The sequence below is a fragment of the Saccharopolyspora sp. NPDC002686 genome (assembly GCF_040295745.1).
GTDB lineage: Bacteria > Actinomycetota > Actinomycetes > Mycobacteriales > Pseudonocardiaceae > Saccharopolyspora > Saccharopolyspora oryzae.
The window spans coordinates 1-3,539 of record NZ_JBEOVY010000529.1 but is presented as its reverse complement, the minus strand read 5'-3'; the positions used below and the strand labels follow the sequence as shown (position 1 = coordinate 3,539).

Annotated in this window: 3 protein-coding genes; 2 read left to right on the top strand and 1 reads right to left on the bottom strand. The window is 69.1% G+C overall.

Translation table 11 applies throughout. The features are described 5' to 3' along the window. Positions 1-47: 47 nt before the first annotated feature. Positions 48-608 carry an NADPH-dependent FMN reductase gene (gene ssuE, locus ABTZ89_RS36995; protein ID WP_351053762.1) on the bottom strand — a complete coding sequence of 187 codons (561 nt, stop codon included), beginning with the start codon at positions 606-608 and terminating at the stop codon, positions 48-50. Positions 609-971: 363 nt separating this feature from the next. Here ssuE and ABTZ89_RS36990 point away from each other — a divergent pair, with 363 nt between their 5' ends. Together ABTZ89_RS36990 and ABTZ89_RS36985 are read left to right on the top strand one after the other, a co-directional pair. Next, positions 972-2,234 (top strand): aminotransferase family protein, encoded by a 1,263-nt coding sequence (locus ABTZ89_RS36990; protein WP_351053759.1) that lies wholly within the window; start codon positions 972-974, stop codon positions 2,232-2,234. A 488-nt stretch (positions 2,235-2,722) separates the two neighbouring features. Then, a complete protein-coding gene (locus tag ABTZ89_RS36985; RefSeq protein ID WP_351053756.1) occupies positions 2,723-3,253 on the top strand; it encodes an ATP-binding protein in 531 nt (176 codons plus the stop codon). Positions 3,254-3,539 lie beyond the last annotated feature (286 nt).

The following is a 3,539-nucleotide window of genomic DNA, read 5'->3' as shown; positions in this document are numbered from 1 at the left end:
GGGGTGTCGGTCCCGGGCAGGACCGACACCCCACGTCGTTGCTGCGATCAGGCGGTCCGGCCGAGGACCGTGGTGTGCGGGACGCCGTCGAGGGCCTTGTCGAACTGCTCGATGACGTCGGCCAGCGGACCACCGCTGTCCGGGTGGACGCTGATCTCGTCGTCGACCACCGTGACGTGCTTGTCGAGCAGGAAGAAGCTCTGCACCGCGTGCCGGGCGCCGAGCGAGTGCACCACCGGGCGCAGGGCGTAGTCGATGGCCAGGACGTGGGCGACGGTCCCGCCGGTGGCCAGCGGCAGCACCGCCTTGCCCGCGAAGCCGAACTGCGGCAGCAGGTCCAGGAAGGACTTGAGCAGGCCGGAGTAGCTCGCCTTGTAGGTCGGGGTGGCCAGCACGATCCCGTCGGCCGCGGCGACCGCGGCGGTTGCTTCGGCGATGGCCGGGGCCCGGGTGTCGGCGCTGAGCAGCGCGTCCGCCGGGAGGGCCCGGACGCGCAGGTGCTCGACGCTGCGGCCGGCGCCGGACAGGCGCTGGGCGATGTGCTCGCCGATCCGCTCGGTCTTCGAGGTTCGCGACGGACTGCCGGAAATCACCAGAACTCTGGACACAGGTGCTCCCTGGGTTCGAACTCCTCCATTGTGGACTGATTCGCGCCTTCCGCTCAGGTGCGCGGAACTCCGGATCGACATGCCTGGGCGCAGACGCGCCGGAAGTCGACGTGCCGCCGCCTGGTGAGCACCGGGAACATCACGGACCAATCGTCGACTTCGCACCGAGCGGGTGTCAACGCTTCCCAGCAGCCGGGAGCAGCACCCGCCGGACCACAGTGGACGGAGAGGCAGCCGAGCACGGAGCGTGATCGCGAAGAGGTGTCGATATGGCCAATCCGCGAGCTCGACTTCGGCGTTTTGGCACTGGCGCACCGGTGTGCGGCGGGGAAAGCTGAGGGCGCGACACCGAAGGAGGAACGCATGTCGACAGCACCGCGCAGCACTGCGCTGTGGCACCCGTTCGCGGACATGTTCGAGGTCAAGTCCAGCCAGTTCACGGTCAGCCGGGCCGAGGGCGTCTGGGTCTACGACCAGGACGGACGCCAGTACCTCGACGGCACCGCGAGCCTGTGGTACGCCAACGTGGGACACGGCCGCACCGAGATCGCCGAGGCGGCGGCCGCGCAGATGCGCACGCTCGAGTCCTACTTCGTGTTCAACGACTTCACCAACCCGCCGTCCGAGGAGCTGGCCGACCGGCTCGCCCAGCTCGCGCCGGTGGACGACGCGAAGATCTTCCTCACCACCGGCGGCGGCGAGTCGATCGACACCGCCGCCAAGCTGGCCCGGCAGTACTGGGCGCAGCGCGGGCAGCCGCAGCGCACGCACATCATCAGCCGCGGCAACGCCTACCACGGCACCAACGGCATGGGCACCAGCATCGGCGGCATCGAGGTCAACCGGGCCGGCTTCGGCGACCTGGTCCCGGAGACCACCCGGGTGGCGCACGACGACGCCGAGGCCTTGCGCGAGGCCATCGAGAGCATCGGCGCCGACCGGGTCGCGGCGTTCTTCGCCGAGCCGGTGATCGGCGCGGGCGGCCTCTACCCGCCGGAGCCGGGCTACCTGGAAGCGGTGGCCAAGCTGTGCGCCGAGCACGAGATCCTGTTCGTGGCCGACTCGGTGATCTGCGGTTTCGGCCGCGTGGGCAGCTGGTTCGGCGTCGAGCGCTGGGGCCTGCGACCGGACATGATCACCTTCGCCAAGGGCGTGACCAGCGGATACCTGCCGCTGGGCGGCGTGGTCGCGTCCGATCGCGTGGCCGAGCCGTTCTGGGAGCACCCCGGCCGCGTGTTCCGGCACGGCGCGACCTACTCCGGGCACCCCACCGTCGCCGCTGCGGCGCTGGCCAACCTCGACATCCTGGAGCGCGAGAAGCTGCTGCAGCGCGCTGACGAGCTGGAACGCCCGCTGCACGACGCTCTGCTGCAGCTCGCCGACCACCCCGCCGTGGGCGAGGTGCGCGGTGGCGTCGGACTGCTGGGCGCGGTCGAGCTGGCGCCGGAGGTGCTGGCCGCCGACCCGGGCGCCGTCGGGCGCGCGCAGAAGGCGATCCGCGAGCTCGGCGTCATCGTGCGCCCGCTGGGCAAGGCGCTGGCGGTGTCGCCGCCGCTGACCATCGCCAAGTCCGAGATCGAAATGCTCGGCAAGGCGATCAAGGAAGGACTTGACACCATCGGATGACCTCGTCGGGGTGAATGCGAAGCACCGCATTCACCCCGAGCCGGGGACATTCGTCGCCGCCCATTCAGCGGCTGGACATCGGGCACTCATCCACCTGGAATATTCCCGTTGCAGAAAAGATACGCGGCGGTCTGTACCAGACCGGATTCGTCACGTACGTTTCTGTTCAGCCCTGCTGTCGCGGCCGTTGGCGCACCTGTTCGACACCACCTGCTGCGGTATCGAAAGATGCTGCGCCGCAACGCGATCGGCAGCCAAACGTCCACAGCAGACCATCGAGGGAAGTCGACATGCACCGAGTCACGTGAGGCTCGCACCGCGGCACCCGGCCGGGGCGCCGGGCAGCGCGTGGTGCACGCCTCGGAGAAATCGACATTCCCCGGAACCGGCCCGGCGAGCAGTGACTGAAAACCACCGCCCCTGTGCACGAGCCGCCCGAACGAGTTGGCAAAATACGGCTTCCGGGTGACGACGCGCAGCGGACGCGGATGGAGGACGACAGCCAGGTGAACACCCAAACCGCACAAGTCGACGACCTTCGGCTCATCGCACTGCCCAGCGCGGTCAGCTGCGCCGAGATGTTCGTCCGGTTCACCCTCGCCGAGTGGGCCCTGCGCGATCTGATCGACGAGACCACGCAGCTCACCACCGCCCTGGTCACCGCGGCCGTGGACAACGCGAACCAGGACTCGGCGGGCTTCATCACCGTGCGCCTGCGGCTCAGCGGCGACAGCCTCCTCGCCGAGGTCGAGGACGAGCAGGCCACCCTCCCGCCGGCGCTGGCGCCCGGGTTCGCCGGTGGCCGTTGCGGTTCGACCGCCCTGCGCGGCGGCGGCAGCGTCGTGTGGTGCGAGGTGCCGCTCCCGGGTGGGGTCTCGGCGGACTCGGTCCCGCTCCCCCGCCGCTCCAAGACCAAGCGCAGCCCGATGGCCGAACACCCGGCCGAGGAAACCGCCGAGATCGACCCAGAGGTCGTCAAGCGCCTGCTCTCCGGCCTCTCCAACGCCGACCTCCCCTAATCGGCCCCTGTTTCAGCTGGTCATGACACGTGAGCACTTTGGGGCGCTATAACCCCCCAAAGTGCTCACGTGCATCTACCAGGCGAAACGCACTCGCCCGGCCCTGATCAGGGCTCTTGATCTTTTGCCTGATCAGGGCTCTTGATCTTTTGCCTGATCAGGGCTCTTGATCTTTTGCCTGATCAGGGCTCTTGATCTTTTGCTTGGATTCGCCGCCAGGCGAATAGCCCACCCTCGAAGCTTGCACCGCCGCGGGTTCTCAGCGTTCGCCTGGCGAGGACGGCCC